Below are 25,565 nucleotides of genomic sequence, written 5' to 3'. Positions count from 1 at the left end.
CCATGCGCGCCCTTATCGGCAAGGCCCTCAGCGCCCTGGCATTCACATGCCTGGCCGGCGCAGCCCCAGCCCAGGCGGGCGACACGGTGCGCTGGCTGGTGCAAGACCTGCCCCCGCACTTCAGCTACGCGGGCGGCCGCCCGCCGCAAAAGCCCGCCGACCTGGGCCATGGCGAGCTGGACGGCATGCTGCGCCTCCTGATCGCACGCATGCCGCAGTACCAGCACGAGTTTCTCGATGCCAGTCTGCCGCGCTTCGAAGCCCTGGTGCGCCAGGGCCAGACGATCTGCTCGGTGCTGCATGTGCGCACGCCCGAGCGCCTGAGCTGGCTCTACTTCACCCACACGCATCCGCCGCTGTTTTCGCGCCAGATCCATGTGATCCTGCGGCGCGAGACCCTACCGCGCCTGGAGGGCATGGCCCAGCCACTGCAACTGGCCGAGCTGCTGCAGCGCAACGACCTCACCGGCCTGCTGGGGCGTGATCGCAGCTTCGGACCCCGCATCGACGCGATCCTGCAGGCCCAGGGCAGCCGTGCGCCCAAGACGGCCAACGCCGCACGCAATATGTATGTGCTGGCGATGCTGCGGCTGCAGCGCATGGACTACACGCTCGAATACCCCTCGGTGGTGGACGAGTTCATGCGCGTCAACGATGCGTCGGGCGAGCTCGTGAAGATTCCGCTGGCTGAGGCGCGCAGCACCTTGGTGGCCACGGTGGCTTGCAGCCGCAATCCCGAGGGCCGCAGGCAGATCGAGGCAATCGACGCCGCGGTGCGCAAGCTGGCACAGGACCCCAACCGCGAGGCCTGGATAGGCGCCTGGCGCGGCGATCAGCTCGACGAGGCGGACCGCCAGCGCATCCACCGCTATATGGACGAGCGCGCCAAGGCCGGGCCGCAGATCGAGTAATGGCCAGGCCGGCCAAGCTGGACCTGCCTCTGCGCGAGGGCGTCAGCGCCAGTGCGCTTGCCTGCCCGGCCGGCTCCTGGCCGCTGCTGCTGGATTTCATTGCGGAGCGCCTGAGCCTGGTGAGCCGCAGCGACTGGCAGGCCCGCATGGCGGCCGGCGCGGTGCTGGACGACCGGGGCCAGGTCTTGCCCCCCGAGGCCCCCTACCGCGCCGGGCGCCGCATCTACTACTGGCGCTGGCTCGCCCATGAGCACGAAATCCCCTTCGAGGAACAGATCCTGTTCCAGGACGAGGAGCTGCTGGTGGCCGACAAACCGCATTTCCTGCCGGTCACGCCCAAGGGCCGTTATGTGCAGCAGACCCTGCTGACGCGGTTGAAGCGCCGCACCGGCGTCTCCTCGCTCACGCCGGTGCACCGGCTGGACCGCGAGACCGCCGGCCTGACGCTTTTTGCCATCCGCCCCGAGAGCCGCGACGCCTACCAGCGCCTGTTCCGCGAGCGCAGCGTGACCAAGGTGTATGAGGCGATCGCGCCCTGGCGCGCCGACCTCGACCTGCCGTTGAGCTACCGCAGCCGGCTGCAGGAGCGCACCGATGCCTTTATGCAGATGCAGGAGGTGCCGGGCGAGCCCAACGCCGAGACCGAGATCGCCCTGATCGAACGCCTGGGCGAGACCTGGGCCCGCTACGAGCTGCGCCCCAGCACCGGCCAGAAACACCAGCTGCGCGTACACATGTGCGCACTGGGCATTCCCATCCGCGGCGACCGCATCTACCCCCAGCTGCGGCCCGAGCAGGCCGAGCCCGATTACCGCGAACCGCTGCGGCTGTTGGCGCGCAGCATCGAATTCACCGACCCCTTGAGCGGGCAGCGGCGGCGCTTTGAATCGGGCCGGCAACTGGCGTTTGCTGAGATTTAGCCTGGCGTACGCTGCGGCGGATGGGAGGGGCGGGTTTGGGAGCTTGAGCTTCGTGGCGATCTCGGAGTGATGCGGCGTTATACTGAACTGAATTTTTCTCAGTATAACCAGCCATGTTGTACTCCGCCCTGTCCACTTCTGCGCAGACTGCCTATGCCTCCTTGCGTAGTGCCAGCCTGCTGGAAAACGTCCGCTCGGTGGCGTCCTTGCCTGGCAGTTTTTCCAAGAAGACCATCAAGGCTCGCGAATACTGGTACTACCAGATGCCGGACCTGACCGGCAAGCAGAAGCAGATCTTTCTGGGGTCTGCGTCGGACGAACTGACGGCCTTGATAGCCCAGCATCGCCAGGGTGACGATGCGACGAAAACGCATCTGCGCCAGCTCACACGCCAGGCCATCGCGGCCGGCTGCCCTGCCATCGTGCCCTCTCACGCCAAGATCATCGAGCGCCTGGCGGATGCAGGCTTCTTCCAGGCCGGCGGCATTCTGGTGGGAACACATGTCTACATGGCCTACCAGAACTACCTCGGTGTGCGTTGGGCCTCTGCGGCGCAGACGGCGGATCTGGACTTTGCGCACGCCGGCCGCAACGTCTCGGTGGCCATCCCTTCGGACGTCACGATGGACATGGGCAGCGAAATCGAAGCGCTCAAGATGGGCTTTGTACCGGTGGCCAGCCTCACCACCTATGTCAAATCGGACGAACAGGATTTGCAGATCGACTTCGTCACTTCTCTGCACCGGGGCGGCGATACGCCCGTGCTCATCAAGGCACTGAACGTCACCATGCAGCCCTTGAAGTTCATGGAGTTCTCGATGGAGGCCCCCATCCAGCTGACCCTGCTGGCCCAGCGCGGCCCCATCACGGTCAACGCGCCCCCACCGGAGAAGTACGCCCTGCACAAGCTGCTGGTCTATGGCGAGCGGCCGCAGGAGATGCGCGTCAAGGCGGGCAAGGACCTTGACCAGGCTGCATCGCTCATCGAGTACCTGGCCGAACACGATGCGGACCTGCTGAGCGAAACCTGGGACGACTTGCTGAGCCGTGGGCCTGGCTGGCGCAGCCGGGCCGAACAAGGGCTGAAAGCTTTGCGCAAGCGGTTTCCCGATCTGGACACGACGGCGCTAGCGGGCTGAGCGAGAGGCAGCGCTGGCATGAGCAGGCCAGGGGGTCTGGTCTTGACTCAAGATTTGAGGCCTGACCCCAAGCCCTTGGTGCAGCGGGCCGGGGGCGAGGTGCAGCACCTGTGGCCCCACGGCGGGCTGCATTTCAGCCACCGCCCTTGGGCGCGCGATCCCGCGCCGGCACGCCGGCGGGGTCACGCCCTCGCCGTCGCCCGCGCCCGTCGGGGTCACCCGTCGGGGTCAGACCTTAAATTTGCACCCGTCGGGGTCAGACCTTATGCACTCGTCGGGGTCTGCACCCGTCGGGGTCATGCACCCGTCGGGGTTGCCCGTCGGGGTCAGACCTTAAATTTGAAGTCCTTTGGGCAGTACACGCGAAGCGCGACAAGCATGCAGGGCTCAGGAACTCACCAGCCCGGCCCTACTCCCTACACCCCACCCCGCTCCTCTGCTCCGCCCGTCCCGCCCTGCACATCTCCAGCCAGAAGCTGCGCACAAAGGCCGGGTGGCGGGCGAACAGGTCCTTGCTGATCGGTGAGTAATACCAGCTCGTCAGCACCGGCGGTGAGAGCTTGCGCAGGCGGGCCAGCACCTCGGCGGGCTGGGTGGCCATCAGCATGTCGGGCAGGATGGCCACGGCGCTGCGGCCCTGCATCAGCTTGTTGAGCACGTTCTGCGTGTCCAGGCCGTTCTCGGGCGTCCAGTTGCGTTCGCTCACCACCGCCCGCAGCGCCGGCACCGGCGCCACGCCCACGCGCAGGCCCTCGGGGCCGCGCAGGGTCTGGCCGTCCCAGCTGATCTGCTGCGAGCTCAGGGCGTCCACGTAGAGCGAGTAGCTGGAGAGATAAAAACCCAGCCGCGCGTCGACCCGACCGTCCTGCTGCATCGGCAACACGCTGATGGCCAGCAGCTCGGCGCCGGGGAAGGCCACGCCCCAGATATCGATCTCGTTGCGCAGCAGCAGCTCGCGGCCTCGCGTGATGGGCAGACGCTGCAGCTGCAGCCCTGGCGTGCAGCCGCTCCGGGCCACGGCCTGGCGTATCCAGTCAATCAGCTTGCCGGTCGGCGGCGCCGATTTGTCCTTGCCCAGCAGCAGCGGCGCCAGCTCGTAGTCCAGCACACCCACGCGCAGCTCGGTGGGGCAGCGTTGTTGTCGTTGTTGCTGCTCGTCAGGCACGACCGGGCCTGCAGCCAGCAGAGCACAGCACATGTGCACGCTGAGGACTGGCGCGTTGGGCATCTGGCTAATTCCTGGTCGGTCGGTGCGATGGCCATTCTGCAAGTTGGGCGCCTTCTGCACGAGCGCCAAGACCCAGGACCAGTATCGCCCACGCAGCGCCCATCACAGGGCTGAGCGCCAACGTTCAATCAAGCCTTGCCATCCCCCCGATCCCGCGCCGGCAGCGCATCGCGGAAGGCATCAAAACTCTTCCACGCCGGCACCGGCGGGCGGTAGCCGGGCCGCGGCGCGTACACCGAGGGCTCGAGCCATTGCAGCTTGTGCAGATAGCGCGGGCAGTTGGGAAAAATGCGCTGGGCGGTGATGCGCACCATGAATACCGCCCCTGGGAATTCGGCGCACAAGGCATCGTCCATGCACACCTGCGCCGTGCCGTTGACGCGCAGGCGCTTGGGCGTTTCGAAGTCGACGAACAGCAGGCCGACATGGGGATTCAGCAGCACATTGCCCCAGCTGCGGTACATGCCGTTGCCGTCGTAATCGGGCACGGCCAGGGTGTGCTCGTCGAGGACGCGCACAAAGCCGGGCAGGCCGCCCTTGTAGGAGCAGTCGGGGTGGCCGTCGGCGTCGGCGCTGGCGATGAAGAACATCGCGCAGCGCTGGATGAAGGCGCGGTCTTCGTCGCTGAAGGCGCTGCGCAGGGTGACCTGCTCCAGGCGGTCGGCGATGGCGCGCGTGTCGCGCGCGTCCTGCAACTGGCGCATGCCGGGGTGAAACATCGGGTGCTGTGCCGGGGTGCTCATCATCCGCCTCCGATCGCGCTGCACGGGCAAGCGCGCCCGCCTGGCGATTCTGTGCCCGCGTGGCCGCCTCGCCAAGCGCGGCCCTGCCGCCGGCAGGGCTCGCCGACGGGGAATAATCGCCCGCCATGAGAGCCATCCACCAAGTACTGCTCGCGGCCATGCTGTCGGCCGCCACCATCGCCTGCGCGGCCGCCCCCGCCGTGAGGGTTTCCGTGCCCAGCCTGGAGCAGCATCGGGGCCAGGCCCTGCCCCTGAGCGGCCACTGGTATGCCGCCGAAGCCGCCGGCCGCCGGCCGGCCGTGCTGCTGCTGCATGGTTGCGGCGGGCCCTACAACGGCCGCGGCGAGTTGTCGCGCCGCATGCGCGACTACAGCGCCCTGCTGAACGAGCAGGGCTGGCATGTGCTGGTGCTAGATTCGCTGAGCACGCGCGGCGAGCGCGAACTCTGCACCCAGCGCATCGGCACGCGCGCGGTAACGATGGCGAATCGCCGCCTCGATGCGCTGGGCGCGCTCGCCTGGCTGGGGCAGCGCGCGGATGTGGATGCCAGCCGGCTGGCGCTGATCGGCTGGTCCAACGGCGGCAGCACGGTGCTGGCCAGCAGCAATCTGGCGCATGCCGAGGTGGCGCAGGCGCAGCCCAGGCCGCGCGCGCTGGTGGCCTTCTATCCCGGCTGCGAGGCCGAGCTCAGGCGCGGCTACCAGCCCAGTGCGCCACTGCAGCTGCTGGTGGGCGCGGCCGACGACTGGACCCCCGCCCAGCCCTGCGAGGCCCTGGCCGCAGCCGCAGCCGCAGCCGTGGCAGCGCCGCCGGCCCAGATCGCCATCGAGAGTTACGCCGGGGCCTACCACGGCTTTGACTCGCAGGCACCCGTCAAGCTGCGCAAGGACGTGCCCAATGGCGTGCATCCCGGCCAGGGCGTGCATGTGGGCGGCAATGCCGCCGCGCTGGCCGCCTCGCGCGAGCGCCTGCTGGCCTTTCTGAAGGCGCAGCTGCAATGATGATGACGATGATGATGACGGGCGGCGCACGCACCGAACTGCACACCCCGCGCCTGCTGCTGCGCGCGCCGCACGTCGGCCTGAGCGCGGCGGTGAGCGACTTCTACCTGCGCAACCAGGCCCACTTCGCGCCCTGGGACCCGCCCACGCCGCCCTGCTTTTATGCGCCCGAGGCGGTGGCGGCGCGCATGCAGCAGGCGAGCCTGGCCTTCGACGAAGGCACGGCCTACCGATGGTGGATATGCAGCCAGCAGCAGCCCACGCGGGTGATAGGCCAATGCCAGGTCTCACAGGTCTCGCGGGCGGCGTTCCAGAGCGCCATCCTGGGCTACTCGCTGTGCGCCCAGGTTCAGGGCCGGGGCCTGATGCACGAGGCGCTGAGCGCGCTGCGCGACGAGGTGTTCGGCCCGCGCATCGCCCTGCACCGCCTGCAGGCGGGCGTGCGCCCGGAGAACCTTCGCAGCCGCCGGGTGTTGGAGCGCCTGGGTTTTGCGCACGAAGGCCACAGCAAGCGCTATCTGTTCATCAACGGCGCCTGGCGCGACCATGATCTCTATGCGCTCATCAACCCCGCCTGGCCGGACGAGCAGCTCGCCTACGGCAGCTGACGCGCTACGATCTGCTCATCCAGCACGGGATTGTCTTGCCATGGTGACCTCAGTCAAACGCGAAGAGTTCAGCTTCCTGGTGGTGGACGATTTCTCGACCATGCGCCGCATCATCTCGGGCCTGCTGCGCGAGATCGGCTTCAGGAAAATCCTGGAGGCCGAGAATGGCCGCGATGCGCTGCGCCAGCTGGAGCTGTCGGTGGAGTCGGGGGACGCCATCCACTTCGTGCTCAGCGACGTGAACATGCCGGAGATGAACGGCTTCCAGTTGCTGGAGGCGATCAAGGCCAAGCCCGCCGAGGACCCGGTGCGCAAGATCCCGGTGCTGCTGGTGACGGCCGAGGGCCGCAAGGACGACATCATCCGCGCCGCCCAGGGCGGCGCCTGCGGCTATGTGGTCAAGCCCTTCAACAAGGAAACCCTGGCCGACAAGATCCACCTGACGCTCAAGCATCGCGGCATCCTGGTGGAGTAGTAAAGGAAGCGCCCCGGTCTCAGAGCTAAACCGGTAGCAGATACACGTCCGCCGCGGCGCGCTCCGCGGCGCTGTGGCCGCCCAGGGCCTTGTCCCATTCGGGTGCGCCGGCGGTCTTGCTGGCCGCGAGGCCCTGGATCATGTGGCCGGTCTCTTCGGTGCTGGCATCGAATTCGGCCACCGGCTCACGGCTCTCCAGGAACAGCCGCGCCACCATATAGCCGCCCGACTCGATCACCACCAGCCAGCGCGCGGGTGCGCGCTGCTGGGTATTGCTGTGCGCGCGGGGCGCCTCGCTGCCGTAGCTCTGGCTCATGGTGAGGGCATCTTGCCACCCGCCCTAATCGCTGTCCATCAGCAGCGCCGACAGCGCCGCCGCGTCCAGCACCTTGGCCTCGTCCTGCCCCTCCAGAATGCCCTCGGCCAGGCCGCGCTTGTCGCGGTGCAGCTCGATGATGCGCTCCTCCACCGAGCCGGCGGTGACCAGACGATAGACCGTGACCGGGCGCTGCTGGCCCATGCGGTGGGCACGGCCCATGGCCTGGTCCTCGGCGGCGGGATTCCACCAGGGGTCGACGATCAGCACATAGTCGGCCATGGTGAGGTTCAGGCCGAAGCCGCCGGCCTTCAGGCTGATCAGGAAGACCTCGCCCTCGCCGCGCTGGAAGGCCGCCACGCGCTGGGCGCGCGCCGCCGCGGGCGTGCTGCCGTCCAGGTATTGATAGCGCACGCCCATCGCGTCGAGGCGCTCGGCCAGCAGCCCCAGGTAGTCGGTGAACTGGCTGAACACCAGGGCCTTGTGGGCGCCGTCCACCAGCTCGCGCACCAAAGCCTCGAACTCGCCCAGCTTGGCGCCCACCAGGCCCAGCTCGGGCGCCACCAGGCGCGGGTCGCAGGCGGCGCGGCGCAGGCGCATCAGTTCGGCCAGCACCTGGATGGCGGGGCCGCCCTGCTGAGCCTGAGCGGCCGCGGCCACGCTGGCCTGGGCATCGCGGCGCAGCGCTTCCAGAAAGCTGCGCTCCTCGCTGCCGGGCTGCACCAGGTGGACGATCTCGGTGCGCGGGGGCAGGTCTTGCAGCACCTGGGCCTTGGTGCGGCGCAAGAGGAAGGGCGAGACCAGGCGGCGCAGGCGCTGGCGCGCGGCCGCGTCCTGCTGCTTCTCGATCGGGTTGGCAAAGCGCTCGGCGAACTGCGCCGCCGTGCCCAAGAGGCCAGGGTTGATCAGCTGCATGATGGACCAGAGATCGGCCAGGCGGTTTTCCACCGGCGTGCCCGAGAGCGCGAGCTTGAAGCCGGCCTTGAACTCGGCCACCGACTTGGCACGTTTGGTGGCGGCGTTCTTGAGCGCCTGGGCCTCGTCCAGCACCAGGCTGGCCCAGTCCTTGGCGGCGAACAGCTCGGCGTCGTTCTGCGCCAGCGCATAGGAGGCGATCAGCACATCGCCGGGGCCGGCCGCGGCGATCTGGGCGGCGCGTTCGCCCGCGCTGCCGTAGAGCGCCAGCTTCAGGCCCGGCGCGAACACCTCGCCCTCGGCCAGCCAGTTGGCACAGACCGAGGTGGGCGCCAGCACCAGGGCCGGGCCCTGCTCGGCGCGCGCGATCAGCAGCGCCAGGGTCTGCACCGTCTTGCCCAGGCCCATATCGTCGGCCAGGCAGGCGCCCAGGCCGGCCGCCGCCAGGCGCGCCATCCAGGCATAACCCTCTTCCTGATAGCCCCGCAGCTCGGCACGCAGGCCAGCCGGCACGGCGGGCTGCAGCGCGGCGGCGGCGGCCAGCGCGTCCATGCGCGCGCGCCAGGGGGCGTCGCCGGCCAGCTGCATCTCGGCCAGGGTTTCGTCCAGCCAGCTGGCACTGGCGGGCGGCAGTTGCAGCTGCTCCTTCTTGGCCACGGCCAGCGCGTCCAGGTCGCGCAGCTGCTGGCGCAGCTGTTCGCTCAAGGCCAGGTACTCGCCCTCAGCCAGGCGCACATAGCGGCTGCGCGAGGCGCGCGCCAGCTGCATCAGCTCCTGCAGGCCCAGCACGCGCTGCTCGTCCAGCTGGGCCTCTCCCTGCAGGGCCAGCCAGTTGCGCGCGCTGTGGACCTGCACGCGCACGCCGCTGCTGGCCAGCGCGGTGACGCGCAGCGGTTTTCCCTTGGGCCAGTCGAGCGCGGCGATACCGGGCAGGCCGGGCAGCAGCTCCACCGCGCGCAGCGCCTCCTCGGGCTCGCTGAGCAGCCAGGGCAGGTCGGGCGGCAGCTCGGGGTCCAGAAAGGGCATGGCCTCCAGCACCGCGCGGCGATGTTCGGCCTCGGCAGCGAGGTCGCGCTCGGTCGCCAGGCTCAGGCCCTCGTGCATGCACAACAGGCGCGCGCGGCCGGCGCCGGGCGTGACCGCGGGTCCGAAGCCGCCGAAGGGCTGGGCCACCAGCTGCAGCTGCAGGCCCTCGCCCAGCGGGCTCAGGCGCGCGCGCAGGCGGCTGTCGCCCGCCACCGCGCGGCCGGCAGCGGCATCGCTGTGCAGCTGGAAATGCCCGCTCAGCACCTGCAGGGCCGCGCCCAGCTCGGCCCCGGCCTTGGCCGGCACGGTCCAGCCCTGGTTCACCAGCTCGGCCACGCGGCGCTGGGTAGGGCTGATGCGCAGCAGCCGTGCATGGGCCGGCCCGTCGCGCAGCACACGCAGGCTGTTGCGCTTCTCCACCTCGGCCTCATGGCGGCTGCCATACCAAACGCTCAACCTGGGCGGCTCGCTGCACAGCAGGGGCGGGTGGATGTGGAAGGCGTAGGCGCCGTCCCCGCCCTGGCGCACCTCCAGCTCGGGCAGGGCCTCCACCAGCTCCACCCATTGGCCGGGGGCATCGGCAAACATCAGCGCCGGATGCCCGACCAGGGCGATGGCGGCCTGGCTGACGTCCAGCTCGTAGCTGTTGGCGGCGCTGTAGATGCTGCGCTCGATATGGCGCAGCACGGCGTTGTCGCGCGCGCTGCTGCTCTGGCCCTGCTTCTTGAGCTTGGAAAGCGTCACGGGCTTGAGCTTCAGCTGGCCGCGCGCGCCGCGGCTGCGCTCGAAGGGCAGGATGTTTTGCACACGGCCCTGGGCGTCGAGTTCGATCTGCCAGGCCAGCTCGCTGATGCCGGTCTGCGCCGCCTGGGCCTCGGCCAGCTGGGCGATAGCGGCGAGCGCATCGCGCCAGGCCTCGCGCGGGCCGCCCAGCCAGTTGGCGGGGCTCGCATGGACGCGCAACTCAGTCGTCAGCTCGCCAAGCTCCAGCCGCGCCACCGCCTGCGCCAGCAGGCGGGCCTGCCAATGCTGCTCGGCCGCCTGCAGGCGCTGCAGCAGGGCCGCGGCGGCGGCGAGCGTCCAGCCCGGCGCGGGCGGACGGCCCAGCCAGGCGGCCAGCAGCAGGCGGTCGCAGGCCTGGTCGAGCGCATGGGTGCGCTGCTCCAGCCCAGGGATGTAGGCCAGCGCCGGCTCGTCCAGGCCCTCCTCGCCCAGGCGCACGCCGATCGCATGCGCCCACAAGCCCCACCATTCATGCGCCGATGGCTTGCGCGAACCCGATTCGGCGATGCAGAACTTGCGCGCCTGCGCCCAGGCGAGCGGCTCGGGCTGCGCCAGCAGGCTCACCAGGTAGAGCCGCGCCAGCTCGCGCTCCAGCAGGCCGCGGCGCTGGCCGCTGGCCTGGCGGCGCGCCTTCAGGGCCTGCTCGAACAGGGCCGCGGCCTCGGCCCAGGCGCCCTGCGCCAGGCGCTCGGCGGCCTGCACCAGCACCGCCTCCGGCCCGCTCGACTCTCCCGGCGCGCCCTGCAGCAGGGCGCGCGCACCGGCCAGGTCCAGCGCCTGCAGGCGGGCTTCGGTGAGCTGGGCGCGCGCCTCCGCCCCCAGGGACTGCGGCGCCTGCGCCAGCTGCTGTTGCTGCAGCAGCCATTGGCGGATCTGGCCGCGGCGCGGATCGTCGGCGCTCAGGGTCTTGAGCGTCTGGCGCAGCAGGGTCTCGCTCAGCTCGGCCGGCAGCGCCGCCAGCGCGTCCGGCATCCAGGGCTCGGTGAGCGCCTCGGCCTGCACCTCCGCATGGCTCAACTCAAGCAGCGGGCCGCGCAGCTGGGCCTGGTAGGCGGCCAGGTCCACGCCCGAATGCATGAACAGGCGCAGCATGCGCACCGCCTCGTCGGCCGAGCGCAGCCCTATCCACTGCATGGGCTGGCGCGCATGCACCTGTCCATCGCTGTAGACATAGAGCAGGCGCTGCCAATACTGGCGCGCCGCGGGCAGCAGCAAGAGCGCCTGCAGGCGCTCGGCCTGCGCCCCCGGCGGTACGCCATAGACGCGGCCGCCGAGCAGCTGGATGCGGCCCTGCTGCTGCAGCTGGCGCAGCGCCAGCTGCACGCGCGCCTGGCCGAAGCGCTCGGCGCTGGCGATCTCGCCCTGGGCCTGCAGCCACAGCGCCAGCCCGGCCGCACCGCGGCTGCCGCCCATCAGCAAAAGGGCATCGAAGACGGCTTGCAGTTCGGGTTCGGTAGAGGCGGCGCTGCTGGGGTCGGGGTGCGGGGACATGGCGGCAGTATGCCGCCCGGCCCGTACCGACCAGCGAGTTGTTAGGTTAGAAGGCGAACTGCAAATGGGCGGAGAACATGTCGCCGCGCCTGCCGTAGGTCGAGCCCCATAGATAGGCGAACTGCCAGTTCAGTGCCTGACGCTCCCCGACCGGCAGCGCCCAGCGCAACACCGGCCCGACCCGGTGCGACTGCTTGGCACGGGCATCCCAAGCGCGCCAATTGCCAAGTTCGCTGAAGCCCTGCAGCCCCAGGCGCAGGTTCGGGGCCAGGCGGCGCTGCAGCTGCCATTGCAGCTTGAGCTGGGTGCCGCCGTCGGCATCCTCGCCATAGCCATGCTCGAACAGGGCGTTGAGGTTGATCTGCCACAGCCCCCACTCGCTCTGCCACACCGGCCCCCACTCGAGCGCCGGCCCGGGCTCGTAGCCATGCAGCTGGCTGAGCTGGGCATGCAGGGCCAGATCGAAGGGGTATTGCCCCTGGGTGAGCATGAACTGGTTCTGCCAACTCAGGCTGCTGAGCTTGAAGCTGCTGGCCTCGGTGCCGATGTAGCTGGCCAGCAGGCGGGTGGTCCAGCGCGATCCGAAGCCATGTGCCAGGCCCAGCTCGGGCCAGAGCTTGGCCGGGCGGCCTCCGCCAGGCTTGACGGTCCAGTAGCGCAGTTCCAGCAGGGTCTGGCCTGCGTTGTCGTAGGGCGTGAGCAGGTAGTAGCCAGGATCGGCCACCGCCAGCCCCGTCGCCAAGGCCAGGCCACATCCCAAGGCGATTTCACGCTGCACCACCGCGCACCTCCCAGCCGCTAGCTTCAGAGGCAATGTAGCGCTTCCGGGCGCACTGGTGTTCTCCCGCTTACCCGGCCGCGCGCTGCGCGCACACAATGAAGTCAGTGCTCACGCGTGACGCGAGCCCAACCCTATCGAGTCCGGTCCGCCTCTCTTCATGTCCTACAGCCCCGCATCCAGCGCCTCCGCAAGATCGCGCACCAGCCTGATCCTGGCGGGGGTGGGCCTGGTGGTGGCGCTGCTCTCGGGCGGGCTGCAGCTGCAGCAGGAAACTGCGCGCCATGCCGAGCAGCTGGCGCATGAAATGCGCACCCTGCCCCTGCTCTATGCCGAGCCCCTGGCCAAGAGCCTGGCCAGCGCCCAGCCCGAGCTGACCGACTTGCTCTTGCGCAGCATGCTGGCGCGCCAGGGCGTGCATGGCGTGGAGCTGCAGGCGCACGACGGGCGCCGCTTCGTGGCGGGCAGCACCGTGCATGACGAGGGCAGTGCCCAGAGCGAATTCAAGCTGCCGCAGGGCGGGCAGGGCGAGCTGATGGGCTCGGTGCGGGTGCTGTCGGAGGCCGCCAGCCTGCGCCACACCCTCAGCCAGGAAGCCGCCTGGGCCATGCTGATGCAGCATCTGCTGCTGGTGCTGGTGCTGGTGGCGGCGGCGGTGGTGGTGGTGGACCGCATGCTGCTGCGCCATCTGCGCCGCCTCAGTGCCGACGCGCAATCCTTCGACCCCACGCAGCCGCCCAGCCAGTTTGCCTGGCTCGACGAACAGGGCGGCCGCAGCGCCGAGCTGCAAGAGCTCAACCATGCGATCGCCCATGTGCACTCGAGCATGGGCGAGCAGCTCAGGCGCGAACACAAGCAGGCCCAGGCCCTGCGCGCCGAGATCGAGCGCCAGAGCCAGGCGCTGCGCGCCGCCGAGCAGGCGCTGGAAAGCAAGAAGCGCGAGCTCTCAATGCTGAGTCGCACCGACGCGCTGACCGGGCTGGCGAATCGGCGCGAATTCGACGACGCGCTGCGCCGCGAGTTCAAGCGCGCCCAGCGCCAGCACAGCCTGCTGGCGCTGGCGGTGCTCGATCTGGACCACCTCAAACCCTACAACGAGCTGCATGGCCATGCCGCCGGCGACGAGCTGCTGCAGCGCTTTGCGCGCCTGCTGGGCGAGCGTTTCAAGCGCGACACCGATCTGGTGGCGCGCCTGGGCGGCGAGGAGTTTGCCTGCCTGCTGCCCGGCTTCGATACCGCCAGTGCGCAAGGCCTGCTGGAGCAGCTGCGCGAGGACTGGCGCGGCCTGGCCCTGCCGCATGGCGCCAGCCCGGTGGATCAGATGGTGACGGTGTCGATCGGCCTGGCCGGCTATGGCGCCCAGCACCCTTACCTGAGCCCGCAGGGCCTGCTGCAGGCGGCCGACGAGGCGCTCTACATCGCCAAGCATGCCGGCCGCGACCGCCTCAGCCTGGCAGCGTGAACGGCCCTACTGGGTGTCGCGCCCGCGCGATTGCGCTTCCAGCAGCTGCTCGCTGACGCGGCGCGCGGCGCGCAGCACCAGGGTCTCGTCCAGCTGCGCCAGCGGTGCGATCGTACGTGCCACCGCCTCGACCTCATCGGGCGCGTTCAGCAAGGCCCAGGCCACCGTGGAGATGGCGCAGATGCTGCGGCGCTGCAGGCTCTCGGGCATGGCCAGTTCGGCCTGCACCTGCACATGGTGGCGCACGCTCGCCACCGCGGCCGGGGCCAGGCCCCAGCTCTCGCACAGCGCCGCGCCCAGGGCGTCGTGGCTGACGCCGAAGGCGGTGTGCTCCAGCTGCACCAGATCGCTGTCCTTGGTGGCGGCACGCAGCATGGCCGGGTAATGGCCGGGCGCATGGCGGTACAGCACCGCCTTGCCGCATTCCTCGAACAGGCCGGCCGAATGCGCGGCCCAGGGGTCCACGCCCAGCATCTGACCCATGCGGCCCATCAGCAGGCCGCGCTGCGAGGCGCGCGACCAGACCGGCTCCAACTCGGCGGCGGGCGGGAAGGCGGCACGCAAACCCATCTCGAAGGTGATGGCAGCCACCTCGCGCATGCCCAGATAGGTGAGCGCCTGGTGCACCGTCTGGACCCGGCCGCGCAGGCCGTAGAGCGAGGAATTGACGGCCTTGAGCACCGCCGCCGCCAGCGCCATATCGGTTTCCACCAGCGCCGACACCGCCTGCAGATCGATGTCCTCGGCCGCCATCAGCAGCGATAGCTTGACCAACACCTCGGGCTGGGTGGGGATCTCGATATCAAGCGCGCGCAATTGTGGATCGACCGGCATGGTGGCTGACGTAGTCATAAGTGATCCCTATGGTAGCGCCTGCCGCTGGTTGCGGCGCCAAGCTCCTTAGGGGATCAGCGCAGGAAGGCGTCCCAGCCGGTCTTCAGGATCAGCGCGCTCACCACCAGCACGAACATGCCGCGCACAAAGCCCGCGCCGCGCGCCAGGGCCATGCGGGTGCCGATCAGACTGCCCAGCACATTCGTCACCGCCATCACGGCGGCAATCTGCCACCAGACATGGCCCTTGAGCGCGAACAGCAGCAGGGCCGCGCAATTGGTGGCGGTGTTGAGCAGCTTGGCGCTGGCCGAGGCATGCAGGAAGTCGAAACCGAGCAGGCGCACGAACAGGAACACGAAGAAACTGCCGGTGCCCGGGCCGAAGAAACCGTCGTAGAAACCGATCAGCAGGCCGATGGCACTGGCCACCAGGGCCTCTGCACGCCCCGTGTAGCGCGGCGCGTGGTGACGCCCCATGTCCTTCCTGACCAGGGTGTAGAGCAGCACGCCCAGCAGGATGAAGGGCAGGCTACGGCGCAGGCCGCCGGCGCTGACCAGGGTGACCGTCCAGGCCCCGGCAAAACTGCCCAGCAGCGCGGCGGCGGCGGCCGGCGCCAGGGCCTGCCAGGGCAGGCTGACGCGACGCGCGTATTGCAGCGTGGCCCAGGCCGTGCCCCAGACGGCGCCGCCCTTGTTGGTGCCAAACAGCGTCGCGGGCGGGGCGGCGGGGAACACGCTGAACAGCGCCGGCACCAGCACCAGGCCGCCGCCACCGACGACGGCATCCACAAATCCGGCCAGCAGCGAGGCCAGCGCCACGGTCACAAGTTCCAGCATTTTCGGTTCGGCGCCACGAATAAAAACGGGCACCGTCCGGTGCCCGTGAACTGTGACAGTGTCACTGAATTCGTTCGAATTGCTTTGCTGTGTTTGTCTCCTCAGCCCCCGTAGGCAAGCGCTATTCGCACAACGCTCGCGTCGAGTGAGGCCAATGTAGGTTTAGCCGCCGATGCACGCACTTGGGGTTTCCACGCGGCCGAGGGCCGCACTGTTGCCTCAGCGAAACAGCTCGAGCGCGGCGATGCGGGCCTCGATCTGCGCCAGCAACGCCAGATAGCCGGCACCACCCACGCCACCATAGCGGCGCTGGAATTCGGCCTCGCTGAGGAACTCGGGCAGGTCGGCCACCGCGGGCATGTAGTGGCTCTCCGGCAGCGGCCGGCGCAGCCGCTGCTGCAGCTGGCTGGCATGCTCCATCGCCAGCAGGCCCAGCCGCGTGCCGGCCTGGTCGGCGGCAATGTCGTTGAAGCTGAAGCCACTGCCGCCGCGCGCGTCCGCCAGTTCCTTGTAGACCCCGATGGCCTTGGACATGGGCCCGCCGCCCTCGATCGCCAACGCCGCCGAGATCAGGAAATGCTGGGAAAAATCGTCCCGGCCGGCCAGCGTGACGGTGAGCGGTGTGGCGCGCGGCCAGCCACGCGCCGCCGGTATCAGCTTGCTCCAATGCTGGCCGCTGGCGTGCAGGGCCAGAGTCAGCACCGCCGCGCGGTTCTCCTGCTGGGGGTCCTCGCCCTGGGCGCTGCGCTGGGCCGCCAGCTCGAACAGCGGCGGCAGCAGGGCCGCAAGCGAGACCGCGCTGCCGGGCGCGAAGGCCTGGGTTGCCGCCACCAGGCGCTGCTGGTAGAGCTTGAAGCGCGCCTGCTCGGCCGGCTTCGCCCAGACGCCCAGCAGGCGGTCCAGGCTGTCCTTGCGCCATTCGTAAACCACCAACAGGCGATCCGGCGCAAAGCTGATCTGGTGCAGCATCTCCGCCGGCACGGCACTGCCGGTCTGCTCCATCAGTTGCTGCATCAGGCCCCGCAGCAGGCGCTCGGACAACCAGTCCGGCAGCGGCAGCCGGCCGAGCCGGAGCCGGCTCACCAGCGGCCAGCCGGGCGCTTCCAGCAACTCGGCGCGCAGGTTCAGCCAGGGCCCCGGCCAGAGCAGCGGCAGGCGCAGGCTGGCCTCCAGCCCGGCGCCGCCGGTGCGCAGGCGCAGCCGCACCGCCATCGGCCTCACACTCTGCGCCAGCTGATTGACCAGCAGCTCCAGCTCGCCGGCGCTGAGCCTGGCCACGCGCAGGCCCTCTTGCGGGTCGCTGCGCGGGTCGTTGCGGCTCAGCACGGCGCGCGCGCGTTGCACCTCGGCCGCATTCACCTGCAGCGGGTTGCTCACCAAGGGCTCGGCCTGCAGGGCCAGCAGCACGAGGCTGATGACGCCGATCAGGAGCAGGGACAGGAGCAGCAGCAGGCTGCGTACAAGCATTCTCATGCCCGGCAGTCTGCCATCTGCCGGCAGCACGGCCATGGACAATGCCGCGATGCCTGTTGACGTCCCCCCTGCCACCGCGCCACGCCTCACCCTGCTAACCCTGGGTCGCGGCGAAGGCTGGCTGGGCATGCGCGCGCATGGCAAGCTGGGGCCGCGCGGCGATCGCCTCAGCCTGCTGCGGCTGGAGGGCCTGGCCGCCGACGACGCACGCTGGCCGCAATGGCTGGCGCTGGGTGTGCAGCCGGTGGACCCGGCGATGCTGCAATGGCGCCATCCCACCCTGGGGCAAGACCTGGCCCCCTGCTGGACCTTGATGCAGGAGGAACTCTTCGGCGACTTCCGGGCCGACACCGTGCCGGCGCTGCAAGCCTTGGGCTGGCAGGTGCGGGTGGCGCCCGGGTTTGCGCATGAAAGCCTGGCCGTCGATGCCTGGCATCTGGACATCGCCGACGAGCAGGCGCCTCAGGTCGAAGGCCTGGGCCTGGCGCGGAGCCAGGGCTCCTGGTTGCTGAGCCTGGGCATCGAGGTGGCCGGCGGCGAGCGCCTCGACCTGGCGCCGCTGATCGCCAACCTGCTGCGGCGCGACAAGCGCTGGCTGAACGCCGACGCCATCGCCGCGATGGACGACGAGGCCATCGTCAGCCTGCGCGCGCCCGGCGGCCGGCGCGTCCATGCCCCGGCGGGGCCGCTGAAGGCCATCATGGCGGCGCTGCTGGACCTGCTGGGCAGCGCCAGGCTGGGCAAGGCCCCGCTGCGCCTGAGCGCCTGGGATGCGACGCGCCTGGCGCTGCTTGACGAGGCGCCCAAGCACCGCTGGCAGATCAGCGGCGATGCCGGCCTGCGCGCGATGGCACGGCGTCTGCTCGCGGTGGGGGCGCCGCGCAGCGTGCCCGAACCGCCCGGCCTGGGCTTGCGCCTGCGGCCCTACCAGCTGCAGGGGCTGGCCTGGCTGCAATACCTGCGCGAGCAGGGCCTGGGCGGCATCCTGGCCGACGAGATGGGCCTGGGCAAGACCGCGCAGGCGCTCGCCCATGTGTGGCTGGAAAAGCTCGCGGGGCGGCTGGACCGGCCGGCCCTGGTGGTGCTGCCCACCTCGCTGCTGTTCAACTGGGCCCAGGAGGCCGCGCGCATCACGCCGGGCCTGCGCGTCGTCGTCCTGCATGGGCCGGAGCGGGCGGCGCTGTATGCCCGGCTGGGCCAGGCCGATCTGGTGCTGTGCACCTACGGGCTGATGTGGCGCGACCTGCGGCCGCTCTCGGCCCAGCCCTGGCATCTGCTGATACTGGACGAGGCCCAGGCGGTGAAGAACGCCCATGCCCGCAGCGCCCGCGCGCTGCGGCGCCTGCAGGTGCGGCACCGCCTGGTGCTGACCGGCACGCCGCTGGAAAACCATCTGGGCGAGCTGTGGGCCCAGTTCGACTTCCTGATGCCGGGTTTTCTGGGCGATGCGCGCGGCTTCGCCCGCATCTGGCGCAAGCCCATCGAGGTGAACGGCGAGGGCCGGCGCGCCCGCCTACTGGCCGCGCGGGTGCGCCCCTTCATCCTGCGCCGGCTCAAGCAAGAGGTGGCCGCCGAACTGCCGCCACTGACCCAGTTGGTGCAGCGCGTCACGCTGCAGGGCAGGCAGAAGCAGCTGTATGAGAGCGTGCGCGTGGGCGCCGACCATATGGTGCGGCGCATCCTGGCGCGCCAGGGCTGGTCGGCCAGCCTGATTTCGGTGCTCGACGCCATGCTCAAGCTGCGCCAGGTCTGCTGCGACCCGCTGCTGCTCAAGGGGGTGCAGCTGCCGGCGGGCGTCGAGCGCGCCAAGCTGGCCTGGCTGCGCGAGCGCGTGCCCGATCTGCTGGCCCAGGGTCGGCGCCTGCTGCTGTTCTCGCAGTTCACCGAGATGCTGGACCTGCTGGAGGCCGAGTTCCGGGCCCTGGGCCTGCCGCTGCTGAAGCTCACCGGTGCCACGCCGGCCGCGCAGCGCGGCGCCATCGTGCAACGCTTCCAAGCCCGCGAGGTGCCCTTGATGCTGGCCAGCCTGAAGGCCGGCGGCGTGGGGCTCAACCTCACCGCGGCCGACACGGTGATCCATATCGACCCCTGGTGGAACCCGGCGGTCGAGGCCCAGGCGAGCGCGCGCGCGCACCGCATCGGCCAGGATCAGCCGGTGTTTGTGCACCAGCTGGTGGTGCAGGGCAGTATCGAGGAGCGCATGCTGGAGCTGCAGCAGCGCAAACGGGCCCTGGCCGAAGGTCTGCTGGGCAGCGACAGTGGCGAGGGTCTGGCCAAGTTCAGCGCGCCGGAACTGGAGCGCCTGCTGGCACCGCTGGACGAAGAAGAAGAAGAAGAAACCGATTCAGAATGACAAAGAGCGCCACGAGGGCGCTCTGCGGGGGGCCGAGCGAGGGCTCGCTCAGCGCTTGCGGTCGAAGCGGATGGCGCGCGCCAGGCTGCGGCGGTCGCAGCCGAGGCTGCCGGATTCAAACGCTTCGTGCTTGCGACCCTTGTCCGTGTTCCATTCCGGCATCGGAATGCGACGGGGTTGGGGTTCGGTGCGATGCTGGGACTTCATCATCATGGCTTGAGACCTTTTGGTAAACGCCCGGGAGCTTCTTCTCCAATCCCGATCCGTTGCCAGGTTCAACGCCAGTGCTGGAAGCTCGGTTGACAACATTTCTTCAAAAAGTTTGCACCAAGTTGGTGCCGATCGGCGCCCTGAGATTTTTTGGCTAAGCTGCGCCCCATGCCCAAGAACCCCCAGCACCCGGACCCCGCCAGCACCACGCTGGTGGCCTGCCTCTGCGCCGGCTGGTGCCAGCTGTGCGGCAGCTACCACGACACCTTTGCGCAGCTGCGCAGCCTGTATCCCCAGTACCGCTTCGTCTGGGTGGACATCGAGGACGATGCCGAGCTGGTGGGCGATCTGGATGTGGAAACCTTCCCCACCCTGCTGGTGGGCGTGGGCGAGCAGCTGCGCTTTTGCGGCCCCCTGACGCCGCAACTGGCCACGGCCCAGCGCCTGCTGGACTCGCTGCGAGACGCCGGCCCGGCCCGCGACTTCGGCCCGGCGGCCCAAGCCCTGCTTTCGCGCCTGCAGCACAGTTGCTGAGGCCTTGCGGCGACAATGTGGGCCTTGCCTGGCTAAGCCGCACCCACACATGACCGTACAACTCAAGACTTCGGTGGCCCGCGCCACCCCCATCATTGCCGTCGACCGCGCCGCCTTCAAGGCGCTGGCGCCCAAGCTGCCCAAGCCGACGCAGAACTGGCTCGCCACCTGCGGCTTCAGCGGCGCACCCGACAGCTTTGCCCTGGTGCCAGGCGCCGACGGCAAGCTGGGCCAGGTGTTCGCCGGCATTGCCCATGTGGCGCACCCCTTCGCGTTGGCGGCCCTGCCCAAGGCCCTGCCCGAGGGCCAGTACTGCCTGAGCGAGGAAGGCCTGGCGATTCCGGCCGAACAGGCCGCGATGTCCTGGGAACTGGGCGCCTACCAGTTCGACCTCTACAAGCCGCGCAGCCGCCCAGCCGCCACGCTGCTGCTGGCCCCCGGCGCCGAGGCCGAACGCGGCCTGGCCCTGGCCACCGCCATCGCCGCCACACGCGATCTGGTCAACACCCCGGCCGAGCACATGGGCCCGGAGGAACTGGCGCAGGCCGCTGCCATGATCGCCAAGCAGCATGGCGCCAAGTTCAAGCAGATCGTCGGTGACGCGCTGCTGAAGCAGAACTTCCCCGCCATCCACGCCGTGGGCCGCGCCGCCGCGCGTGCGCCGCGCCTGATCGAGATCAACTGGGGCAAGGCCCAGCATCCGCTGGTGAGCCTGGTGGGCAAGGGCGTGTGCTTCGACACCGGCGGCCTGGACCTGAAGAGCGCCGAGGGCATGCGTCAGATGAAGAAGGACATGGGCGGCGCCGCCAATGCCCTGGGCCTGGCCGCGCTCATCATGGCGCTGAAGCTGCCGCTGCGCCTGCAGGTGCTGATCCCGGCGGTGGAAAACGCCGTGGCCGGCAATGCCTACCGCCCCGGCGATGTGATCAAGACCCGCAAGGGCCTGCACATCGAGATTGGCAACACCGATGCCGAGGGCCGCGTGGTGCTGTCCGACGCCCTGGCCTATGCCAGCGAGCACAAGCCCGAGCTCATCATCGACCTGGCCACCCTCACCGGCGCCGCCCGCGTGGCCCTGGGCGCGCAGTTGCCGGCCTTGTTCACCAGGCATATGGACAGCGGCCGCGAGCTGGTGGATCTGGGCCTGAAGCTGGACGACCCGCTCTGGCATATGCCGCTGTGGGCGCCGTATCAGGAGGGCATCGCCTCCAGCATTGGCGACATCGTCAACACCGGCCGCAACGCGCTGGCCGGCGCCATCAATGCGGCGCTGTTCCTGGAGTATTTCGTGCCCGCAGAGCAGGACTGGCTGCACATCGACCTGTTCGCCTGGAACGATGTGGCCCGCCCCGGCCGCCCGGTGGGTGGCGAGGCGCAGACCATACGCACCCTGCTGAGCTATCTGGAAGAGCGCTTCTGCGCCTGATCAAAGCCCGGCCTTGATCCAGTCGGCCGCCCGCTCGGCGATCATCAGGGTCGGCGAGTTGGTGTTGCCGCTGGTGATGGTGGGCATCACGCTGGCATCCACCACGCGCAGGCCGGCCACGCCACGCACGCGCAGATGCGAGTCCACCACTGCGCTGGTGTCGTCGGCGCGCCCCATCTTGCAGGTCCCCACCGGGTGGAAGATGGTGGTGGCGATGTCGCCGGCCAGGCGCGCCAGGTCCGCATCGCTCTGGAACTGCACGCCGGGCTTGTATTCCTCGGGCCGGTAGCGCGCCATGGCGGGCTGGGCCAGGATGCGGCGCGTCAGGCGCAGACTCTGGGCGGCAATGCGCCGATCCTCGTCGGTGCTGAGGTAGTTGGGCGCGATCAGCGGCGCCATGGCCGGGTCGGTCGACTGGATCTGCAGCGTGCCGCGGCTGGTCGGGTTGAGATTGCAGACGCTGGCGGTGATGGCATTGAAGCCGTGCAGCGGCTCGCCAAAGGCATCCAGCGAGAGCGGCTGCACGTGGTACTCCAGATCGGGCCAGGGCTTGTCCGGCGAGCTGCGCGTGAAGGCGCCCAGCTGCGAGGGCGCCATGCTCATAGGCCCGCTGCGCCTGAACACATATTCCAGGCCGATCTTGGCCTTGCCCCACCAGCTGCCCGCCAGGGTGTTCAGGGTCTTGGCGCCCTGCACCTTGAAGACCGCGCGGATCTGCAAATGGTCCTGCAGATTGGCGCCCACGCCCTCCAGCGCCTGCTGCACGGCGATGCCATGGCGCTGCAGCAGCGTGGCCGGGCCCAGGCCCGAGAGCTGCAGGATCTGCGGCGAGCCGATCGCGCCGGCGGCCAGCAGCAGCTCGCCGCCCGGATTGAGCCTCACCGTCTCCAGCCCCTGCGGGGTGCGCACCTCGGCGCCGCTGCAGCGCAGCCGGCCGTCATCCTCGCGCTGCAGCGTGAGCCGCTGCACCTGGGCGCCGGTCCAGAGTTCGAAGTTGGGCCGGCCCAGGCAGGTGGGGCGCAGAAAGGCCTTGGCGGTGTTCCAGCGCCAGCCGGCCTTCTGGTTGACCTCGAAATAGCCCACGCCCTCGTTCGTGCCGCGGTTGAAGTCGTCGGTGGCCGGGATGCCGGCCTGGCTGGCGGCCTGGGCGAAGGCGTCCAGTACCTCCCAGCGCAGGCGTTGGCGCTCCACCCGCCATTCGCCACCATGGCCGTGCAGGGCACTGAAATCGTCACTCACGCCCTGGGCCGCGTCCAGACGCCAGTGGTTCTCGTGCTTCTTGAAGTAAGGCAAGACCTGACCCCAGGACCAGTCCGCATCGCCGCTGGCCTCGGCCCAGCCGTCGTAGTCGCGCGACTGGCCGCGCATATAGATCATGCCGTTGATGCTGGAACAGCCGCCCAGCACCTTGCCGCGCGGGTAGCGCAGGCGCCGCCCGTTCAGGCCCGCATCGGGCTCGGTCTGGTAAAGCCAGTCGGTGCGCGGATTGCCGATGCAGTACAGATAGCCGACCGGGATGTGGATCCAGTGGTAATCGTCCTTGCCGCCCGCCTCCAGCAAGAGCACGCGCTTGGACGGGTCGGCCGAGAGCCGGTTGGCCAGCAGGCAGCCGGCCGTGCCGGCACCGACGATGATGTAATCAAAGGCCATCGCGCCGCGCCCTCAATTTGAGAGGTGCGAGGCCAGTACCGGGAACAGCTTCACCAGCCCATCGGCCAGCAGTTCCACCGCCAACGCCGCCAGGATCAGGCCCATCAGCCGCGTCATGATGTTGATGCCGGTCTGGCCCAGCACGCGGGCGATGCGGCCCGAGGCCGAGAACACCACATAGGTCACCAGGCCCACCACCACGCCATAGCCCACCAGCACCGCCAGCTCCCACCAGTGGCGCGTCTTCTCGGCATAGATCACCATGGTGGAGATGGTGGCCGGGCCGGTGAGCAGCGGGATGGTCAACGGCACCACCGCGATGCTGGCGCCGGCATCGACCTTGCTGGAGCCTTCGCTCACATCGGCCTGGCGCGCCTCGGCCGGCTGGGCGTTGAGCATCTGCAGCGAGCTGATCAAGAGCAGGGTGCCACCACCCACCTGGAAGGAGGGCAGGGTGATGCTGAAGAACTCGATCACCTTGAGGCCCGCCACCGCGCTCACCGCGATCACCACAAAGGCCGAGAAGGCGCTCACGCGGATGGTGTGCTGGCGCTGCTCCTTGGTGAAGGTCTGGGTGAAGTGGATGAAGAAGGGCACCACCCCGATCGGATTGACGATGGCGAGCAGCGCGACCAGGGGCTTGTAGATGTCCATAGTCTTGATGTTATGCGCTGGCCAGCCCCCGCAAGTACGCCAATCCCTGAGCGGCGCGCGCGCCGTACCAGCTCAGCAGCTCGCCGTCCACCAGCTGCACGCGCGCCTGCGGGCACAGGGCCTGCGCCTCGGCCAGGTGTTCGGCGCCAAAACGATAGGGTTCGGAGCTGAGCAGCACGCGCTCGATCTGCGCCAGCCAGGGCTCGTCGCCGCGCAGCAGCGGATAGCGCGCCGCGCCCTGCTCGCCGCCCAGGGCATCGGGCCAGCTCTGCCAGCCCACCTGGGCCAGCATGCGGGCGATGTAGGTGTCGCGCGCCACCGTCATCCAGGGCGCGCGCCAGATCAGATACAGCACCCGCTGGCCTGGCCAGGCGGTGGCGGCACAGGCGGCCAGCTCCTGCCGCAGGGCCGTCGCCAGCGCCTCGGCGCGCTCCTCCACCCCGGGCAGCTGGCCGAAGGCGGCGCGCAGCTGCGCCAGCAGTGCGAGGTTGTCGGCCGGGCCCTGCGGATGGGTGACCAGCACCTGCGGCACGAACTCGCGCAGCGCCTCGGCGGTTTCCAGCCGGTTCTCGTCCACATTGACGATCACATGACTGGGCGCGAGCCGGCGCAGCTTGGCCAGGTTCACGTCCTTGGTGCCGCCCACCTTGGGCACCGCGGCCAGCGCGGCGGCCGGGTGGATGCAGAAGCCGGTGCGGGCCACCAGGTAGGGGCCCAGGCCCAGAGCCACCAGCAGCTCGGTGATCGAGGGCACCAGGCTGGCGATGCGCGGCGCTTGCTCCGGCATGCTCAGACGCCCTCCTGCTCGTTCCATGGCGTCGCGTTGAGGGCCAGGTAGACGGCGCAGCAGCCGCGCAGATAGATCAGGGCCGGCAGCACCAGGGCCAGCGCAAACACCGCGCCACCGCCCACCATGGCGGCCTGGCCGGCGGGCGTGACCGTCACCGGCGCGCCCGCCGAGCCCAGGGCGCGCAGGCCATAGCCGAACAGCCCGGCCATGAACTGCTGCGGCGGCACCTGCACGCCCGCCGCCCAGGGCGAGATCAGGGCCATGCTGCGGCCGCCGGCCATCACCACAAAGCTCACCATCGCGCTCACCAGGGCGGTGAGGGCCAGCACACCGGCCATTAGCACTGCGGCCTCCAGCAGGCGGTGGCGCAGCAGCCGGCCATGCATGCGCAAGGTGTTCTCGACGCCCTGGTCGGCCCAGATCGAAGGGCCGGTGAGCGGCCCCACCAGCACCGTCACCGCCAGCGCTGCCACCCCCAGCAGCAGCACGCCGGCCGGCACCAGCAGGGTGAACCAGTACAGGCCCACGCCGGGCAGGCGCACCAGCCACAGCGCCGCCAACAGCAGGCCCAGCACCAGGGCGGCCCCGAGCAGCAGCAGCAGCAGATTGACCAGCACGCGCGCCGCCGCGCCCAGCGCCACCGGCATGGCGTCCTGCACATCGCGGATCGGCCGCCCCAGGGCCTGGTCCATCAGCAGCAGGCCGGTGAGGTTGACACCGTAAAAGGCGACAAGCACCGCGCCCACCCCCCAGACCAGGCCCCAGGCGCCGTCGCTGCGGGCCAGCGCCGCCTCGGCCATCGCCAGCAGCAGGCCGGCAAAGCAGAAGCTGCTCAGCAGGGCATAGAGCGCCGGACCGTTGCGCACGGCATCCAGGCTGGCGAACACCCGGTTCAGGGCGTGCAGGGAGAGTTTTTGCATCTGGCCGGCATGATAGCGAGGCCCCGGCCTGCGTCAGGGCGGCGCCCAGGCGCAGCGTCGGGCTTGACTTACGGGTTTTCCTCAGAAGC

General features: G+C 69.8%; 23 protein-coding genes. 10 read left to right on the top strand and 13 right to left on the bottom strand.

Annotation, left to right across the window (positions count from 1 at the left end):
• Positions 1 to 2: 2 nt before the first annotated feature.
• From WG898_RS12190 to WG898_RS12180, 3 genes are all read left to right on the top strand, one after another.
• Positions 3 to 911: a TIGR02285 family protein gene (locus WG898_RS12190; protein ID WP_339603067.1), complete on the top strand. Its 909-nt coding sequence runs from the start codon at positions 3 to 5 to the stop codon at positions 909 to 911.
• Entirely contained in the window at positions 911 to 1,831 is a 921-nt protein-coding gene (locus WG898_RS12185; RefSeq protein WP_339603066.1) for a pseudouridine synthase, read from the top strand. The genes WG898_RS12190 and WG898_RS12185 overlap by 1 nt, the downstream gene beginning before the upstream one ends.
• A gap of 113 nt (positions 1,832 to 1,944) precedes the next feature.
• Positions 1,945 to 2,970, top strand: a complete 1,026-nt coding sequence (locus WG898_RS12180; RefSeq protein WP_339603065.1) for a GSU2403 family nucleotidyltransferase fold protein — start codon at positions 1,945 to 1,947, stop codon at positions 2,968 to 2,970.
• A 409-nt stretch (positions 2,971 to 3,379) separates the two neighbouring features.
• On the opposite strand, the gene WG898_RS12175 is transcribed toward WG898_RS12180, so the two are convergent.
• A complete protein-coding gene (locus tag WG898_RS12175) occupies positions 3,380 to 4,198 on the bottom strand; it encodes a hypothetical protein (protein WP_339603064.1) in 819 nt (272 codons plus the stop codon).
• 128 nt (positions 4,199 to 4,326) lie between these two features.
• Positions 4,327 to 4,941 (bottom strand): pyridoxamine 5'-phosphate oxidase family protein, encoded by a 615-nt coding sequence (locus WG898_RS12170; protein ID WP_339603063.1) that lies wholly within the window; start codon positions 4,939 to 4,941, stop codon positions 4,327 to 4,329.
• A gap of 125 nt (positions 4,942 to 5,066) precedes the next feature.
• Between WG898_RS12170 and WG898_RS12165 the strand changes: the two genes are divergently transcribed.
• The 3 genes from WG898_RS12165 to WG898_RS12155 are packed head-to-tail and all read left to right on the top strand — an operon-like array spanning position 5,067 to position 7,025.
• Positions 5,067 to 5,942 (top strand): dienelactone hydrolase family protein, encoded by an 876-nt coding sequence (locus tag WG898_RS12165; RefSeq protein ID WP_339603062.1) that lies wholly within the window; start codon positions 5,067 to 5,069, stop codon positions 5,940 to 5,942.
• Positions 5,939 to 6,550, top strand: a complete 612-nt coding sequence (locus tag WG898_RS12160; protein WP_339603061.1) for a GNAT family N-acetyltransferase — start codon at positions 5,939 to 5,941, stop codon at positions 6,548 to 6,550. Before WG898_RS12165 ends, WG898_RS12160 begins: the two co-directional genes overlap by 4 nt.
• Before the next feature lie 40 nt (positions 6,551 to 6,590).
• Complete coding sequence (locus tag WG898_RS12155) at positions 6,591 to 7,025, top strand: response regulator (protein ID WP_339603060.1); 435 nt, start codon at positions 6,591 to 6,593, stop codon at positions 7,023 to 7,025.
• Positions 7,026 to 7,050: 25 nt separating this feature from the next.
• Here WG898_RS12155 and WG898_RS12150 read toward each other — a convergent pair whose 3' ends face one another.
• From WG898_RS12150 to WG898_RS12140, 3 genes are read right to left on the bottom strand one after another with little or no spacing between them, the layout of a single operon-like run.
• Positions 7,051 to 7,341 (bottom strand): hypothetical protein, encoded by a 291-nt coding sequence (locus WG898_RS12150; RefSeq protein ID WP_339603059.1) that lies wholly within the window; start codon positions 7,339 to 7,341, stop codon positions 7,051 to 7,053.
• 24 nt (positions 7,342 to 7,365) lie between these two features.
• Complete coding sequence (locus tag WG898_RS12145) at positions 7,366 to 11,556, bottom strand: SNF2-related protein (RefSeq protein ID WP_339603058.1); 4,191 nt, start codon at positions 11,554 to 11,556, stop codon at positions 7,366 to 7,368.
• Between the two features lie 46 nt (positions 11,557 to 11,602).
• The gene (locus WG898_RS12140) at positions 11,603 to 12,334 is read right to left on the bottom strand and encodes a hypothetical protein (protein ID WP_339603057.1); all 732 of its coding nucleotides are present in this window, start codon (positions 12,332 to 12,334) and stop codon (positions 11,603 to 11,605) included.
• 160 nt (positions 12,335 to 12,494) lie between these two features.
• On the opposite strand from WG898_RS12140, the gene WG898_RS12135 reads away from it, so the two are divergent.
• Complete coding sequence (locus WG898_RS12135) at positions 12,495 to 13,796, top strand: GGDEF domain-containing protein (RefSeq protein ID WP_339603056.1); 1,302 nt, start codon at positions 12,495 to 12,497, stop codon at positions 13,794 to 13,796.
• Between the two features lie 6 nt (positions 13,797 to 13,802).
• Here WG898_RS12135 and WG898_RS12130 read toward each other — a convergent pair whose 3' ends face one another.
• The 3 genes from WG898_RS12130 to WG898_RS12120 all read right to left on the bottom strand — a co-directional run bounded on the left by WG898_RS12130 (position 13,803) and on the right by WG898_RS12120 (position 16,939).
• Complete coding sequence (locus tag WG898_RS12130) at positions 13,803 to 14,648, bottom strand: HDOD domain-containing protein (RefSeq protein ID WP_339603055.1); 846 nt, start codon at positions 14,646 to 14,648, stop codon at positions 13,803 to 13,805.
• A 56-nt stretch (positions 14,649 to 14,704) separates the two neighbouring features.
• Positions 14,705 to 15,466 carry a TSUP family transporter gene (locus tag WG898_RS12125; RefSeq protein ID WP_444718934.1) on the bottom strand — a complete coding sequence of 254 codons (762 nt, stop codon included), beginning with the start codon at positions 15,464 to 15,466 and terminating at the stop codon, positions 14,705 to 14,707.
• 219 nt (positions 15,467 to 15,685) lie between these two features.
• Positions 15,686 to 16,939 (bottom strand): hypothetical protein, encoded by a 1,254-nt coding sequence (locus WG898_RS12120; protein WP_339603054.1) that lies wholly within the window; start codon positions 16,937 to 16,939, stop codon positions 15,686 to 15,688.
• A 49-nt stretch (positions 16,940 to 16,988) separates the two neighbouring features.
• Between WG898_RS12120 and WG898_RS12115 the strand changes: the two genes are divergently transcribed.
• Positions 16,989 to 19,292: a DEAD/DEAH box helicase gene (locus tag WG898_RS12115; protein WP_339603053.1), complete on the top strand. Its 2,304-nt coding sequence runs from the start codon at positions 16,989 to 16,991 to the stop codon at positions 19,290 to 19,292.
• 48 nt (positions 19,293 to 19,340) lie between these two features.
• Here the strand turns inward: WG898_RS12115 and WG898_RS12110 are convergent, their stop codons facing one another.
• Positions 19,341 to 19,505: a hypothetical protein gene (locus WG898_RS12110; protein ID WP_339603052.1), complete on the bottom strand. Its 165-nt coding sequence runs from the start codon at positions 19,503 to 19,505 to the stop codon at positions 19,341 to 19,343.
• 165 nt (positions 19,506 to 19,670) lie between these two features.
• Here WG898_RS12110 and WG898_RS12105 point away from each other — a divergent pair, with 165 nt between their 5' ends.
• Positions 19,671 to 20,036: a thioredoxin family protein gene (locus WG898_RS12105; protein WP_339603051.1), complete on the top strand. Its 366-nt coding sequence runs from the start codon at positions 19,671 to 19,673 to the stop codon at positions 20,034 to 20,036.
• Positions 20,037 to 20,085: 49 nt separating this feature from the next.
• A complete protein-coding gene (locus tag WG898_RS12100; RefSeq protein WP_339603050.1) occupies positions 20,086 to 21,462 on the top strand; it encodes a leucyl aminopeptidase family protein in 1,377 nt (458 codons plus the stop codon).
• Here the strand turns inward: WG898_RS12100 and WG898_RS12095 are convergent, their stop codons facing one another.
• From WG898_RS12095 to WG898_RS12080, 4 genes are read right to left on the bottom strand one after another with little or no spacing between them, the layout of a single operon-like run.
• A complete protein-coding gene (locus WG898_RS12095) occupies positions 21,463 to 23,112 on the bottom strand; it encodes a GMC family oxidoreductase (RefSeq protein WP_339603049.1) in 1,650 nt (549 codons plus the stop codon).
• 12 nt (positions 23,113 to 23,124) lie between these two features.
• On the bottom strand, positions 23,125 to 23,766 hold the full coding sequence (locus WG898_RS12090) for a MarC family protein (protein WP_339603048.1): 642 nt from the start codon (positions 23,764 to 23,766) through the stop codon (positions 23,125 to 23,127).
• Between the two features lie 10 nt (positions 23,767 to 23,776).
• Entirely contained in the window at positions 23,777 to 24,553 is a 777-nt protein-coding gene (locus WG898_RS12085) for a helical backbone metal receptor (RefSeq protein ID WP_339603047.1), read from the bottom strand.
• A gap of 2 nt (positions 24,554 to 24,555) precedes the next feature.
• A complete protein-coding gene (locus WG898_RS12080; RefSeq protein WP_339603046.1) occupies positions 24,556 to 25,476 on the bottom strand; it encodes a hypothetical protein in 921 nt (306 codons plus the stop codon).
• Positions 25,477 to 25,565 lie beyond the last annotated feature (89 nt).

It is taken from the genome of Paucibacter soli (genome assembly GCF_037482845.1).
GTDB lineage: Bacteria > Pseudomonadota > Gammaproteobacteria > Burkholderiales > Burkholderiaceae_C > Paucibacter_B > Paucibacter_B soli.
Note: the sequence above shows the minus strand (reverse complement) of the source record. Positions and strands in the feature narration are given on the sequence as shown.